Annotated in this window: 12 protein-coding genes; 9 read left to right on the top strand and 3 right to left on the bottom strand. The window is 54.4% G+C overall.

From position 1 onward, the window contains the following. Positions 1 to 125: 125 nt before the first annotated feature. Together ampG and N7V53_RS05170 are read right to left on the bottom strand one after the other, a co-directional pair. Positions 126 to 1,601: a muropeptide MFS transporter AmpG gene (gene ampG, locus N7V53_RS05175; protein ID WP_279792487.1), complete on the bottom strand. Its 1,476-nt coding sequence runs from the start codon at positions 1,599 to 1,601 to the stop codon at positions 126 to 128. Positions 1,602 to 1,644: 43 nt separating this feature from the next. After that, the gene (locus N7V53_RS05170; protein WP_023481890.1) at positions 1,645 to 2,223 is read right to left on the bottom strand and encodes a lipoprotein; all 579 of its coding nucleotides are present in this window, start codon (positions 2,221 to 2,223) and stop codon (positions 1,645 to 1,647) included. 297 nt (positions 2,224 to 2,520) lie between these two features. Here N7V53_RS05170 and bolA point away from each other — a divergent pair, with 297 nt between their 5' ends. From bolA to N7V53_RS05125, 9 genes are all read left to right on the top strand, one after another. Beyond that, the gene (gene bolA / locus N7V53_RS05165) at positions 2,521 to 2,838 is read left to right on the top strand and encodes a transcriptional regulator BolA (RefSeq protein ID WP_034814127.1); all 318 of its coding nucleotides are present in this window, start codon (positions 2,521 to 2,523) and stop codon (positions 2,836 to 2,838) included. A gap of 349 nt (positions 2,839 to 3,187) precedes the next feature. After that, the gene (tig, locus tag N7V53_RS05160) at positions 3,188 to 4,486 is read left to right on the top strand and encodes a trigger factor (protein WP_023481893.1); all 1,299 of its coding nucleotides are present in this window, start codon (positions 3,188 to 3,190) and stop codon (positions 4,484 to 4,486) included. A 285-nt stretch (positions 4,487 to 4,771) separates the two neighbouring features. Then, the gene (gene clpP, locus N7V53_RS05155; protein WP_007373538.1) at positions 4,772 to 5,395 is read left to right on the top strand and encodes an ATP-dependent Clp endopeptidase proteolytic subunit ClpP; all 624 of its coding nucleotides are present in this window, start codon (positions 4,772 to 4,774) and stop codon (positions 5,393 to 5,395) included. 124 nt (positions 5,396 to 5,519) lie between these two features. Then, the gene (gene clpX / locus N7V53_RS05150; protein WP_054804405.1) at positions 5,520 to 6,794 is read left to right on the top strand and encodes an ATP-dependent protease ATP-binding subunit ClpX; all 1,275 of its coding nucleotides are present in this window, start codon (positions 5,520 to 5,522) and stop codon (positions 6,792 to 6,794) included. A gap of 184 nt (positions 6,795 to 6,978) precedes the next feature. Then, on the top strand, positions 6,979 to 9,333 hold the full coding sequence (lon, locus tag N7V53_RS05145) for an endopeptidase La (protein WP_023481941.1): 2,355 nt from the start codon (positions 6,979 to 6,981) through the stop codon (positions 9,331 to 9,333). 209 nt (positions 9,334 to 9,542) lie between these two features. Continuing rightward, positions 9,543 to 9,815 carry a nucleoid-associated protein HU-beta gene (hupB, locus tag N7V53_RS05140; protein ID WP_034814128.1) on the top strand — a complete coding sequence of 91 codons (273 nt, stop codon included), beginning with the start codon at positions 9,543 to 9,545 and terminating at the stop codon, positions 9,813 to 9,815. A 209-nt stretch (positions 9,816 to 10,024) separates the two neighbouring features. After that, positions 10,025 to 11,899: a peptidylprolyl isomerase gene (gene ppiD / locus N7V53_RS05135; RefSeq protein WP_054804406.1), complete on the top strand. Its 1,875-nt coding sequence runs from the start codon at positions 10,025 to 10,027 to the stop codon at positions 11,897 to 11,899. 146 nt (positions 11,900 to 12,045) lie between these two features. Beyond that, on the top strand, positions 12,046 to 12,420 hold the full coding sequence (locus N7V53_RS05130; protein ID WP_279792480.1) for a helix-hairpin-helix domain-containing protein: 375 nt from the start codon (positions 12,046 to 12,048) through the stop codon (positions 12,418 to 12,420). Positions 12,421 to 12,515: 95 nt separating this feature from the next. Next, positions 12,516 to 12,923 (top strand): YbgC/FadM family acyl-CoA thioesterase, encoded by a 408-nt coding sequence (locus tag N7V53_RS05125; protein WP_279792479.1) that lies wholly within the window; start codon positions 12,516 to 12,518, stop codon positions 12,921 to 12,923. Between the two features lie 642 nt (positions 12,924 to 13,565). On the opposite strand, the gene queC is transcribed toward N7V53_RS05125, so the two are convergent. Further along, positions 13,566 to 14,261 carry a 7-cyano-7-deazaguanine synthase QueC gene (gene queC, locus N7V53_RS05120; RefSeq protein ID WP_023478299.1) on the bottom strand — a complete coding sequence of 232 codons (696 nt, stop codon included), beginning with the start codon at positions 14,259 to 14,261 and terminating at the stop codon, positions 13,566 to 13,568. Positions 14,262 to 14,317 lie beyond the last annotated feature (56 nt).

Raw genomic sequence — 14,317 nt, 5'->3', positions numbered from 1 at the left:
TAAATTTATTTTTCTGCTTTTTTTATTTTTATTAGCTGATTTTAAAGGGATTATTCGTTAAAAAATAACCCCGAGTTACACTATGTAAAATATATCGCCGCCCACAGACGCCCGTTTTGCGCTCGCTAGAGCAGGGCGGTCTTGCGCAGCGCCAGCAGATCCAGCGCTCCGCCGAAGAGGATGCCCACCAGCGCCAGCAGCGCGCCGCCCTCCAGCAGGAGGCCATCGACAGACCACTGCGTCAGCCCCAGTGCATTGCTGGCAAGCACCAGCAGGCCAGCGGCTAGCAGCAGCGCGCCCGCACCAAGGATGCGCAGCGCCAGCCGGTACAGCGCCGTGAACTCGGTGCGTGGCATAAAGGCTTCCGTGCGCTGCGTGTACTCCAGCGTGCGTTTACACAGCAGCAGCAGCGCCAGCCCCGGGATCGCCGCAAAGATTGAAAAGAGATAGAAGGTCGGCCAGTCATAGCTGGCAACAAACCAGCCCGCCAGCGGCCCGACATAAACGCGGCCAACCGCCGAGAGCGCCGAGAGCAGCGCGAACTGTGTGGCGGAAAAGGCGCTGTTACAGAGCGTCATCAGCAGGGCGACAAATGCCGCTGTACCCATGCCGCCGCAGAGGTTTTCGAAGAAGACCGCCGCGCCCATCGTCACAATGTCTTTATCGGTGATGGAGAGCAGCCAGTACCCGGCGTTGGAGATCGCCTGCAACACCCCGAAAATCAGCAGGGCGCGGAACAGCGTTAAACGCTGCATTAATACGCCGCCCCACAGCGCGCCGATAATCGTCGCTACCAGCCCTAAGCTTTTATTCACCATCCCGACATCGCCGGGATCGAAACCGACACCGCGTATAAGGAAGAGCGTCGTCAGGCTCATGGCAAAGGCGTCACCGAGCTTATAAAGGACAATCAGCAGCAGGATCAGCCAGGCGTTGTTGCGCCCGAAGAAATCGCGCAGCGGCGCAACCACAGCTTCCTCAAGAGATCGCGGCGCAGGAATGGCGCCCACCGGCTCCGGCGCGCGTAGCGTGGCGATAATGCAGGGGATCATCAGCGCCGCCATCAGCCAGTACATCCCTTGCCAGCCCAGCCAGCGATCCGCCAGCCACAGCGCCAGACCGCCTGAAATCAGCATTGCCAGGCGGTAGCCGAGCACGCTTATTGCCGCGCCCGCGCCGCGCTCTTCGGCTGAGAGCACATCCGTCTTCCAGGCATCGAAAACAATGTCCTGCGAAGCCGAGCAGAAGGCGATAACCACCGCCAGCGCCGCCATCCAGCGCAGATCGCTGGCAGGCTGTAAAAAGCCCATCGCGGCAATGGCGATCAGGAGCGCAACCTGCGTCAGCAGCAGCCATCCGCGGCGGCGTCCTAAAAAGGAGGGGGTATAGCGATCCATCGCCGGTGACCAGAGAAACTTAAAGACGTAGGCCTGGCCGACCAGCGAGAAGAAACCGATGGTTTTGACATCAACGCCTGCAACGGTTATCCACGCCTGTAACGTGCCGCTGGTGAGGGCAAGAGGCAAACCGGAGGCAAAGCCGAGCATCAGCAAAATCGCTGATTTGGGCTGCGTGAAAATGCGTAAGTAGTGGCTGGACATAGCGGCTCAGCTGGCCCGGCGTAACCGGGCCAGTGCAGAGAGATTAACGGGCGTTCTGCTTGATGAAATCGTGGATGGTGGTGTCCTGAGACATATCCGCGATGGTGTCGGTCAACACGCTGTTAACCGCATTGGTGATCTTTTCGTTGGTCGCCTGGAAAGCGCCTTCCACGTTATAGCTGGCGCGGTAGTTTTTCGTCAGCTTGTTGCCATTGGCGGCAGTCGCGATGATGGCGATATCCGCTTTGGTGGCGATGTTGTAACGCACGTTGCCCTGAGAGACGTCAGCGTAGAGCTGGTTAACGATGATCTGCAGGTTAACCGCGCCGTTCGGCCCAATCATATAACCGCGCGCGGTCATCTGCTTCTCCAGCACTTCCTGCAGCAGGAAGCGCAGATCGCGTGAGGCTGTCAGGGTAACCAGCTGGTTATCACGGGTGACTTTCGCCAGCGCTTGATCCGGACGCTGATCGGCACCGTTAATGCTGACCGTTACGCCCATCAGGCTCGGATCTTGTTGCGGAAGGGTAATTTTCGGTGTGACGTCAAGGGTGGTCGGCGGAGTTGCGCAGCCAGCCAGCATAAATAAAGCAACCAACGGGAAGAGGAGTTTCTTAATCATGTTCAGGCTCTCAAGGCTCTAAGCTTCTGGGAAAAATTGTCGCCATCATAACATTGCCGTTGTTAAGAGGAAGTCCTCAACGCATGTAAATTCATCGTGTTGTGCTTTTTTTCAGCGCGCCGAAGATCTTCTTATGCTATCCCGCCCCCAAATGGCCGGGTTTTCCCTTGAGATTATGCCGTTGGAGGCAAAAGCGCGACGAAGGCTAAATTTTTGTTGTCTTATTGTAACGGAGACGGTAAAAGCGGCTAACATTTAAAGGGATAGCTGGTATCTCAGCGTTGTCGGAGGCGTACCATGATGATGCGTGATCAAATAGAATCAAAACTGAAGGCGGCATTTGAGCCTGTTTTCCTCGACGTTGTCGACGAAAGTTACCGTCACAACGTTCCTGCGGGTTCGGAAAGCCATTTCAAAGTGGTACTGGTGAGTGACTGCTTCACCGGTGAACGTTTCCTCAACCGCCACCGCATGATTTACGGTACCCTGGCAGATGAGCTGGCGACGAAAATTCATGCGCTCGCGCTGCATACCTACACCCTGAAAGAGTGGGAAGGGCTACAGGATACCCTGTTGGCCTCGCCAGCCTGCCGCGGCGCAGGGACTCTCGCCTAGAAAACCGGGTTGCAACGGGCTGAACTTTTCCAGTATGTTGCATGCAGTTAATGTGAAAACGGCCTGCGGGCCGTTTTGTTTTGTCTGAAATTTGAGCGAGAAGCGCCCCTTTGTGAGCAAAATTGCTTCAGAAGTGTGAAAAATGACGCACCGTTGCGCTATTACCGTTCTCGACTCATATCTGCGATGCCGCTATAATGCGGCGTCTTATTTTTCGGAATGTCTTCGGGGTGATTCTGACGACAGGGAATGTATATCTGATTAGAGAGAGCATCCCGGTTCTGCAAAGCGAGAGGTTTGCTGCGCAGGGTAGAGTTGACCGAGCACTGTGATTTTTTGAGGTAACAAGATGCAAGTTTCAGTTGAGACCACTCAGGGCCTTGGGCGCCGTGTAACGATTACAATCGCTGCTGACAGCATCGAGACCGCTGTGAAGAGCGAGCTGGTCAACGTAGCGAAGAAAGTACGTATTGACGGTTTCCGTAAGGGTAAAGTCCCGATGACCGTTGTTGCTCAGCGTTACGGCGCCTCTGTTCGCCAGGACGTGCTGGGCGACCTGATGAGCCGCAACTTCATCGACGCGATCATCCAGGAAAAAATCAACCCGGCTGGCGCACCGAACTATGTTCCGGGCGAATACAAACTGGGCGAAGACTTCACCTACTCTGTTGAATTCGAAGTCTATCCGGAAGTTGAACTGAAAGCGCTGGACACCATCGAAGTTGAAAAACCGCTCGTTGAAGTGACCGATGCCGACGTTGACACCATGCTGGATACCCTGCGTAAGCAGCAGGCAGACTGGAAAGAGAAAGATGGCGCTGCAGATGCAGAAGACCGTGTAACTGTCGATTTCACCGGTTCTGTTGACGGTGAAGAGTTCGAAGGCGGCAAAGCGACCGATTTCGTACTGGCGATGGGTCAGGGTCGTATGATCCCGGGCTTTGAAGAGGGCATCAAAGGCCACAAAGCGGGCGAAGAGTTCACCATCGACGTGACCTTCCCGGAAGAGTACCACGCGGAAAATCTGAAAGGTAAAGCGGCGAAATTCGTCATTAACCTGAAGAAAGTTGAAGAGCGTGAGCTGCCGGAACTGACCGAAGAGTTCATCAAACGTTTCGGCGTTGAAGATGGTTCTATGGACGGTCTGCGCGCAGAAGTTCGTAAAAACATGGAGCGCGAGCTGAAAGGCGCCGTGCGTAACCGTGTTAAATCTCAGGCGATCGACGGTCTGGTTAACGCCAACAACATCGACGTACCGGCTGCACTGATCGACAGCGAAATCGACGTTCTGCGTCGCCAGGCTGCTCAGCGTTTCGGTGGCAACGAGAAACAGGCTCTGGAACTGCCGCGTGAGCTGTTCGAAGAGCAGGCTAAACGCCGCGTTGTTGTTGGTCTGCTGCTGGGCGAAGTGATTCGTACCCACGAGCTGAAAGCTGACGAAGAGCGCGTTAAAGGCCTGATCGAAGAGATGGCTTCTGCGTATGAAGATCCGAAAGAAGTGATCGAGTTCTACAGCAAAAACAAAGAGCTGATGGACAACATGCGTAACGTCGCGCTGGAAGAACAAGCGGTTGAAGCGGTTCTGGAAAAAGCGAAAGTGACGGAGAAAGCAACCTCCTTCAGCGAGCTGATGAACCAACAGGCTTAATCGTTTTCTGCGATAGCTAAAAGTAATAAGCCCGTCACCTGCTTGCTGGTGGCGGGCTTTTTTTATCGCATTGGCTTTATCAGAACTGTGCTAAAAGCGTGTTTCAGGGTTAGCGTAACAGCAAAAGATTGTTATGCTTGAAAACATGCGTGGTCATCCCCACTAAAGAGGGTGGCAGGAAAGACTCTGGCTGATAATCCGTCCGTGAGGGGTCGTAGTCAGACCTCTTTCACTCAAGTACAATCAGTACAGCAAGTTTGTTAATTTTTTATCCAGGAGACGGAAATGTCATACAGCGGCGAACGAGACAACTTTGCACCCCATATGGCCCTGGTGCCAATGGTTATTGAACAGACCTCCCGCGGTGAGCGCTCTTTCGATATTTACTCCCGTCTTCTCAAGGAACGCGTAATTTTCCTGACCGGTCAGGTCGAAGACCATATGGCCAACCTGATCGTGGCGCAAATGCTGTTTCTCGAAGCAGAGAACCCGGAAAAAGATATCTATCTCTACATTAACTCTCCGGGCGGCGTGATCACGGCAGGTATGTCTATTTACGACACCATGCAATTTATTAAACCGGACGTCAGCACCATCTGTATGGGCCAGGCCGCGTCAATGGGCGCATTCCTGCTGACGGCTGGCGCAAAAGGCAAGCGCTTCTGCCTGCCGAATTCACGCGTGATGATCCACCAGCCGCTGGGCGGCTATCAGGGTCAGGCGACGGATATCGAAATCCACGCGCGTGAGATCCTGAAAGTGAAAGGGCGCATGAATGAACTTATGGCGCATCACACGGGTCAATCCTTAGAACAAATTGAGCGTGATACCGAACGTGACCGCTTCCTTGCCGCGCAAGAAGCAGTTGATTACGGTTTGGTTGACTCAATTTTGACCCATCGTAACTAATGCTCAGTCCGCATTGGCCGCTATACTTTCCAGTGCAAGCGGCGTAATGCCTGAGTAACGTTTTGCGCCTGGAATGGCATTTGCGTCGTCGTGTGGCGCAAAGAACAGAAAAGAGGTTTTACTCATGACAGATAAACGCAAAGATGGTTCGGGCAAACTGTTGTACTGCTCTTTTTGCGGCAAAAGCCAGCATGAAGTGCGTAAACTGATCGCCGGACCGTCCGTGTATATCTGCGACGAATGTGTGGATCTGTGTAACGACATTATTCGCGAAGAGATTAAAGAAGTTGCGCCGCACCGCGAGCGCAGCGCGCTGCCGACGCCGCATGAAATCCGCCACCATCTCGATGACTATGTTATCGGTCAGGAGCAGGCGAAAAAGGTGCTGGCGGTGGCGGTTTACAACCACTACAAACGCCTGCGCAACGGCGACACCAGCAACGGTGTTGAACTGGGCAAAAGTAACATTCTGCTGATCGGGCCGACCGGTTCCGGTAAAACGCTGCTGGCGGAAACGCTGGCGCGCCTTCTTGATGTCCCGTTCACCATGGCGGACGCCACCACGCTTACCGAAGCGGGCTACGTTGGTGAAGATGTGGAAAACATCATTCAGAAGCTGCTGCAGAAGTGTGACTACGATGTGCAGAAAGCCCAGCGCGGCATCGTCTACATTGATGAGATCGATAAGATCTCCCGTAAGTCAGACAACCCTTCCATCACCCGTGACGTATCGGGCGAAGGCGTACAGCAGGCGCTGCTGAAGCTGATCGAAGGTACCGTTGCTGCGGTTCCGCCGCAGGGCGGTCGTAAGCATCCGCAGCAGGAGTTTTTGCAGGTTGATACCTCTAAAATCCTCTTTATCTGCGGTGGTGCTTTCGCCGGCCTCGATAAGGTGATCTCTCACCGTGTGGAAACCGGCTCCGGCATCGGTTTTGGCGCAACGGTGAAAGGAAAATCCGAAAAAGCGAAAGAGGGCGAGCTGCTGGCGCAGGTTGAACCGGAAGATTTGATCAAGTTTGGTCTGATCCCTGAGTTCATCGGTCGTCTGCCGGTTGTCGCTACGCTGAACGAGCTGAGCGAAGAAGCGCTGATCCAGATCCTGAAAGAGCCGAAAAACGCCCTGACTAAGCAGTATCAGGCGCTGTTTAATCTGGAAGGCGTCGATCTTGAGTTCCGCGACGAAGCGCTGAACGCTATCGCCAAGAAAGCGATGAGCCGCAAAACCGGCGCCCGTGGTCTGCGCTCTATCGTAGAAGCCGCGCTGCTCGACACCATGTACGATCTGCCGTCTCTGGAAGACGTCGAGAAAGTGGTGATTGATGAGTCGGTAATCGAAGGGCAAACCAAGCCGCTGCTGATTTACGGCAAGCCGGAAGCGCAGCAGGCATCTGGCGAATAATTCGTCAATTCATACAGTCAGTTAATCAAAAAGGGGGGATTTTATCTCCCCTTTTATTTTTCCGACTTCCCGGCGTTGAATGTGTGGGAAACATCCCCATATACTCCATTACATGTTAATGGTGCGTGTGGCACAGTCACGTCACCTTGATTACCTGGCGGACTTTAAACTAAGAGAGAGCTCTATGAATCCTGAGCGTTCTGAACGCATTGAAATCCCCGTATTGCCGTTGCGCGATGTGGTGGTTTATCCGCACATGGTCATCCCGTTATTTGTGGGGCGGGAAAAATCAATCCGTTGTCTTGAAGCAGCCATGGATCATGATAAAAAAATCATGCTGGTTGCGCAGAAAGAAGCGTCAACGGATGAGCCGGGTGTAAACGATCTTTTCACCGTCGGGACCGTGGCGTCTATTCTGCAAATGTTGAAACTGCCTGATGGCACTGTAAAAGTGCTGGTCGAGGGGCTTCAGCGCGCGCGCATTACTTCGCTTGCCGATAACGGCGAGCACTTCTCTGCGAAAGCGGAGTACCTTGACTCGCCGGCCATTGATGAGCGCGAGCAGGAAGTGCTGGTACGTACCGCGATCAGCCAGTTCGAAGGCTATATCAAGCTCAACAAAAAAATTCCGCCGGAAGTGCTGACGTCGCTGAACAGCATCGACGATCCTGCACGTCTGGCTGACACCATTGCTGCGCATATGCCGCTGAAGCTGGCTGACAAGCAGTCAGTGCTGGAGATGTCCGACATCAACGAACGTCTTGAGTATCTGATGGCGATGATGGAGTCGGAGATCGATCTGCTGCAGGTTGAGAAACGCATTCGCAACCGCGTGAAAAAGCAGATGGAGAAATCCCAGCGCGAGTACTATCTGAATGAGCAGATGAAGGCCATCCAGAAAGAGCTCGGCGAGATGGATGACGCGCCGGACGAAAACGAAGCGCTGAAGCGTAAAATCGACGCGGCGAAAATGCCGAAAGAGGCCAAAGAGAAGGCCGAGTCCGAGCTGCAGAAGCTGAAAATGATGTCGCCGATGTCTGCGGAAGCAACCGTGGTACGCGGCTATATCGAGTGGATGGTGCAGGTTCCGTGGAATGCGCGCAGCAAGGTCAAAAAAGATCTTCGCCAGGCGCAGGAAGTGCTGGATACCGACCACTACGGTTTAGAGCGCGTCAAAGACCGCATCCTTGAGTATCTTGCGGTTCAAAGCCGTATGAACAAACTCAAAGGGCCGATTCTCTGCCTGGTCGGGCCGCCGGGGGTAGGTAAAACCTCGCTCGGTCAATCCATCGCGAAAGCGACCGGCCGTAAATATATCCGTATGGCGCTGGGCGGCGTGCGTGATGAAGCAGAAATCCGTGGTCACCGCCGTACTTATATCGGTTCTATGCCGGGTAAACTGATCCAGAAAATGGCAAAAGTTGGCGTTAAAAACCCGCTTTTCCTGCTGGATGAGATCGACAAAATGTCCTCCGACATGCGTGGCGATCCCGCTTCTGCGCTGCTGGAAGTGCTCGATCCTGAGCAGAACGTGGCGTTCAGCGATCACTACCTGGAAGTGGATTACGATCTGAGCGACGTGATGTTTGTCGCCACGTCTAACTCCATGAACATTCCGGCACCGCTGCTGGACCGTATGGAAGTGATTCGCCTCTCCGGTTACACCGAAGATGAGAAGCTGAACATTGCCAAACGCCACCTGCTGACCAAGCAGATTGAGCGTAACGCGCTGAAACCGAACGAACTGACGGTTGATGACAGTGCGATCGTCGGCATTATTCGCTACTACACTCGCGAAGCGGGCGTGCGTGGCCTGGAGCGTGAAATCTCGAAACTGTGCCGCAAAGCGGTAAAACAGCTGCTGCTGGATCCGTCCCTGAAGCATATCGAGATCAACGGCGACAACCTGAATGACTACCTCGGCGTTCAGCGCTACGACTACGGTCGTGCGGATGATGAAAACCGTGTAGGCCAGGTGACCGGTCTGGCGTGGACTGAAGTGGGCGGCGATCTGCTGACCATTGAAACCGCCTGTGTGCCGGGTAAAGGCAAGCTCACTTACACCGGTTCGCTGGGTGAAGTGATGCAGGAGTCTATCCAGGCTGCATTAACCGTGGTGCGCGCGCGCGCAGAGAAGCTGGGTATCAACGGCGACTTCTACGAAAAACGCGACATTCACGTGCACGTGCCGGAAGGCGCTACGCCGAAAGATGGTCCGAGCGCCGGTATCGCCATGTGTACTGCGCTGGTTTCCTGCCTGACCGGTAACCCGGTTCGCGCCGACGTTGCGATGACGGGTGAGATCACCCTGCGTGGCCAGGTGCTGCCGATTGGCGGTCTGAAAGAGAAACTGCTGGCAGCGCATCGCGGCGGGATTAAAACAGTACTGATTCCTTACGAAAATAAACGCGATTTGGAAGAAATTCCGGAAAACGTGATTGCCGATCTGGATATCCATCCGGTGAAACGTATTGAAGAAGTACTGACGCTTGCCTTGCAGAATGCGCCGTTTGGCATGCAGGTTGCTACTGCAAAATAGTGACCTCGCGCAAAGTGCGTAGAGAAATATAAGGCTGGTGAGTGATTTCGCACTTGCCAGTCTTTTTTTGTATAGCTAATTTAGATTGCTGGCTGGCTATGTCATCATCAACTGATGTTGTAAGGGCATGACAGGCCTGTTATAACTGCTGCGCGGTCGCACTGTGAAGGATGTGGTGCGATATAAAATATAAAGAGAGGAAGAGAAGAGTGAATAAATCTCAACTGATAGACAAGATTGCCGCTGGCGCTGATATTTCTAAAGCTGCCGCCGGACGCGCGTTAGATGCGTTTATGGCTTCTGTTACTGAATCTTTGAAATCCGGGGAAGAGGTAGCATTGGTTGGTTTCGGTTCTTTCGCGGTTAAAGAGCGTGCTGCCCGTACCGGCCGCAACCCGCAAACCGGCAAAGAGATTACTATTGCTGCTGCCAAAGTCCCTGGCTTCCGCGCAGGTAAAGCGCTGAAAGACGCCGTGAACTAAGGACTTTCCCCACGCGGGGAGGGTGGCAACATACAAGGGCACATCGCGAGGTGTGCCTTTTTTATTTTCGCAAAATCAATTTCTGCGAGTTTATGCGCGATGCGGGCTAACAATTGCACCGTTTTCTTGTCAAAATACGCGCTTACATGCAGCGGGCCTCGTGCGCTGCCTGAGATCTACAGTCACCTACAGCGGAGTGTTGTTACACCATGATGGACAATTTACGCGCGGCGGCGAATCACGTCGTGCTCAAGATCATTCTGGGTTTGATTATCGTGTCATTCATTTTGACTGGCGTGGGTAACTACCTGATTGGCGGTAACAATAATTACGCCGCAAAAGTTAATGGCCAGGAGATCGGCCGCGCGCAGTTTGAAAATGCGGTAACCAGCGAACGCAACCGTATGGCGGAGAAGCTGGGTGACCAGTTCTCGGAGCTGGCCGCAAATGAAAACTACATGAAATCCGTACGCCAGCAGGTGCTCAATCGCATGATTGATGAAGCTCTGCTGGATCAATACGCGAAGAAGCTTGGCCTCGATATCAGCGATGAGCAGGTCAAAAACGCTATCTTCTCTACCGATGCTTTCAAGTCTGACGGCAAGTTCGATAATAACCGCTTCAACGCCCTCGTTAACCGTATGGGCATGAGCGCCGATCAATACGCGCAGGCGCTGCGTAACCAGCTTATCTCTCAGCAACTGATCAACGCCGTTGCCGGCACCGATTTTATGCTCAAAGGCGAGACCGACGAGCTGGCGGCGCTGGTATCCCAGCAGCGCGTCGTGCGCCAGGCGGTGATTGATGTGAACGCGCTGGCAGCAAAACAGACGGTCAGCGATGACGAGATCGCCAGCTATTACGACCAGAACAAGAGCCGTTTTATTGCGCCGGAGCAGTTCCGCGTAAGCTACATCAAGCTTGATGCGGCAGCGATGCAGGAAAACGCCACCGACGCACAGATTCAGGCTTACTACGACGAGCACAAGGATCAGTTCACTCAGCCGCAGCGTAATCGTTACAGCGTCATCCAGACCAAAACGGAAGATGAAGCGAAAGCGGTGATCGACGAGCTGAAAAAAGGCGCTGACTTTGCTGCCCTGGCGAAGGCGAAATCCGCCGACATCATCTCTGCCCGTAACGGCGGTGACATGGGCTGGCTGGAAGAGTCCACCACCCCGGACGAACTGAAAAACGCCGGTCTGAAAGAGAAAGGCCAGCTCTCAGGCCCGATTAAATCCTCCGTTGGCTACCTGGTGGCGCGTCTGGATGATATTCAGCCTGCCGTTGTCAAACCGCTGAACGAAGTACGCGATGAACTGGCGGCGAAAGTGAAGCATGAAAATGCGCTGGATGCCTGGTTCGCGCTGCAGCGTAAAGTGAGCGAAGCGGCAACTAACGATAACGAATCTCTGGCCGGTGCTGAACAGGTTTCAGGTACCAAAGCGGTGCAGACCGAGTGGTTTACCCGCGACAACCTGCCGGAAGAGCTGAACTTCAAACCGGTGAGCGATGCGATTTTCAACGGTGGTCTGGTAGGGCAGAACGGCTCGCCTGGCAACAACTCCGATATCATCACCGTTGATGGCGATCGCGCGTTCGTATTGCGTGTTACCGACCATAAAGCGGAAGCGATTAAGCCGCTGGCGGAAGTGAAAGCGCAGGTCACGGATATCGTTAAGCATGATAAAGCTGAGCAGCAGGCGAAGCTGGATGCCGACAAACTGGTTGAAGCGCTGAAAGCGGGCAAAGGCGACGACGCGATGAAAGCCGCTGGTCTGAGCTTCGGCGAAGCGAAAACCCTCGCGCGCCTCGGACAGGATCCGGTTGCAACCGCCGCCTTTAACCTGCCACTGCCGGCGAAGGATAAACCCTCCTACGGCAGCACCACCGATCAGCAGCGTAATGTTGTGATCATAGCGCTGGACGAAGTGAAAGCAGGCGAAATGCCGGAAGCGCAGAAGAAAGCGATGATGCAGGGCGTGACGCAGAATAACGCGCAAATCGCCTTTGAAGCGCTGATGAGCAACCTGCGCAAAGAAGCCAAAATCAAACTGGGCGATACCTCAGAACAGCAGCAGTAACGGGAAGCTTCTCCCAAAAAAAGGTAACGCTCTGCAATATACAAAGGCCGCTTTCGCGGCCTTTTCCATTTCTGCTGTTTGCCCTTTGTGGACTTTTTTCGCCCTGGTTATGCTCCGCTGCGAGTTAACACAACGGAGATAACAGCATGAAACATGGAGTCAAAGCCCTTTTACTGCCCCTGGCATTTGTGTGTGCGACATTCAGTTCTGCCACGCTTGCCGCGCCCGCCAGCGGTGCAAAACCACCAGCGGCACACGCCGCGGCACCGGCTTCTCACACCAAAGCCCAGGAAGCGGCAAAATCCACACAGGAAGAGGAGGGCGGCGTTAAAGTCAGCATCAACAACGCGACGGCGGAAGAGTTATCAAAGGCGCTTAAGGGCGTTGGCCTTAAAAAGGCACAGGCGATCGTCAGTTATCGCGAAGAGTATGGGCCGTTTAAGAGCATAGAAGATTTAAAACAGGTGCCGGGCATGGGCGGCAAGCTGGTGGAGCGTAATCTGGTGAACCTGAAACTGTAAGCTGCTTGCGTAGTCGCTAATTTTTGCCAGAATTAGGAGGTCATACCAGTATGGCCTCTGTCTCTATAACTATAAACAGTAAAGGTTAACGCGCTATGCAGACCCAAATAAAAGTTCGTGGATTCCACCTTGATGTCTACCAGCATGTAAACAACGCCCGCTATCTCGAATTTCTTGAGGAGGCGCGCTGGGATGGGCTGGAGCATCACGAGAGTTTTCAGTGGATGACCGCCCACAACATCGCTTTTGTGGTGGTTAACATCAATATCAACTATCGCCGTCCGGCGGTGCTCGGCGATCTGCTTACGGTCACCAGTCATGTCCAGCAGATTAACGGCAAAAGCGGCGTGTTAAGCCAGGTGGTGACATTAGAGCCGGAAGGGCAGGTGGTTGCCGATGCGCTGGTGACTTTTGTCTGCATCGATCTGAAAACCCAGAAAGCGCTGGCGCTGGAGGGGGAGTTGCGGGAGAAGCTGGAGATAATGGTTGGGGAGCGGGATTAGGTGCGCTGGAATCGCTGAAACCGCGTAGGCCGGATAAGGCGGAGGCGCCATCCGGCAATGGGGGTTTCATGTGGCACTGGTGGAAGGGTTCCGTTCACTATGCGTTGGGGAGTTTCATTAATCTCTTATGCGGTGAACGGGACAAGGGAAGCGGCCGCGCTCCCCTTGTCAATCCCCGCGGCCCCGCGAGGAAATCGGTGCTGCGCACTGCGCTCACCTCCCGCGTGCCTGACTGTGGCCGGCTCGACTCGACTTACTCGCCCGTTCCGGGACTCGTCCATGTCTCGGTTCGCCTCTGTCCGCCATCCATGGCGTCCAGACCTTGTCATTCCCGCTTCGGTTCGCCGATTTCAGCGGGGACACAACCCCATCGCTGTCATATTGCAGATAAAAGCAAAGACGGTTTCGCTGTGGGCTCGCTTTTGTAGGCCGGATAAGGCGAAGCCGCCATCCGGCAATTGTGCCGCGGAGGTAATGCCGGATGGCGCGTACCGCTTATCCGGCCTACGCGGTTTCAGGGGCTTCGTTACCGTAGGCCGGATGAGGCGTAGCCGCCATCCGGCAATGTTGTCGCGGGGATAATGCCGGATGGCGCTGCCGCTTATCCGGCCTACGGGATTGGTGCGGGTTTGTTGGCCGGGCCTATTTCAATCCGGTTTTTGCTTTCATTGTGCTCATCACTGCCGCTTTATCGGCAAGGTACTGTTGCAACCCGTTGGCGCGTAAATGGCACGCCGCGCAGTGGCCACAACCATCGCCTTTAATGCCGTTGTAACAGGTCAATGTTTCGCTGCGCACCATATCGAGCGCGCCCCAGTAATCTGCCAGCGCCCAGGTCTGCGCTTTATCGATCCACATCAGCGGCGTTTCAAAGCGGATATCTTTCGCCAGGCCCAGGCTGACCGCGTGGTTAAGCGCCTTCACAAACTCGTCGCGGCAGTCCGGGTAGCCGGAAAAATCGGTCTCGCACACGCCGGTGATCACCGCTTCTGCCTGCACCTGGTAAGCGTAAACCGCCGCCAGCGTCAGAAAGAGGATATTGCGCCCGGGAACAAAGGTATTCGGGATGCCGTCCGCGCTCTCTTCATAGTCCGGCACCGGAATGCTGTCGCGCGTCAGGCTGCTCACGGCCAGTTCGTTAAGCAGCGTCACATCCAGCACTTTATGCGCCCGTGCGCCCAGCTTTTGCGCCAGTTCGCGTGCGACATCGATCTCAGCGCGATGGCGCTGCCCATAATCAAACGTCACGCAATGGACTTCATCATACTGCTGTAACGCCTGCACCAGGCAGGTCGTGGAGTCTTGTCCGCCACTGAAGACGACAACGGCACGTTTCATAATTATTCCTGACATTTATACAAAAAAGGTATGGTAGCGCGTGAGCTATGCAGCGA

The sequence above is a fragment of the Kosakonia sp. HypNH10 genome (assembly GCF_029850615.1).
In the GTDB taxonomy this organism is placed as follows: Bacteria; Pseudomonadota; Gammaproteobacteria; order Enterobacterales; family Enterobacteriaceae; genus Kosakonia; species Kosakonia cowanii.
Note: the sequence above shows the minus strand (reverse complement) of the source record. Positions and strands in the feature narration are given on the sequence as shown.